The sequence below is a fragment of the Cupriavidus sp. 01L43 genome, from assembly GCF_056399925.1.
The window spans coordinates 1-501 of sequence record NZ_JBFTSH010000057.1 but is presented as its reverse complement, the minus strand read 5'-3'; the positions used below and the strand labels follow the sequence as shown (position 1 = coordinate 501).

At 57.9% G+C, this 501-nt stretch carries 1 protein-coding gene; it reads right to left on the bottom strand.

Annotated features, from left to right (window positions below):
* Nucleotides 1–385 (bottom strand): DUF3304 domain-containing protein (locus AC1DP9_RS27760; protein WP_477109079.1); only part of this gene is annotated, 385 nt, incomplete at its 3' end.
* Between the last annotated feature and the right edge of the window lie 116 nt (nucleotides 386–501).

Genomic DNA, 501 nt, shown 5'->3' with positions numbered 1-501 from the left:
TCGTCACGAACACCTTGACATTGCCGTCGCGCAGAAAATGCACGGCAAACCTTCCCAATTCGTCTGGCCGATAGGGAGGCACGGAGACGAATCGCACCTGTGGCACATCGTCAATGCGATTGACCCATCTGACCTTTACCGTCATACCAAGCTCGTGGACCAAGGGCACCATGACACAACACGTGCGATTGCCGCCGCCCCTATGCGCACCAATGTTCGGTCCGCCATGACCGTTGACCTCAAACGCGTAAATCCCCACGTCCGTGTGGTTATAGCCAACCATTGACACCGCGATTGGCTCCTCGCCACAACCGGACACTGCCAGTGACAATGCTGCTAGCAGGCCGGCTATCCACGCCCGTGGGCGCGCTACTGTGTAAGGCATGACTCTCCTCGTGGAACTGTGGTTACTTGCGCGCCTCGTCGCCCTTCAAGGGATAGTCAGGATGACGCAGAGCCATCATGGTCACGAAGACCTTGACGTTGCCGTCGCGCAGGAAA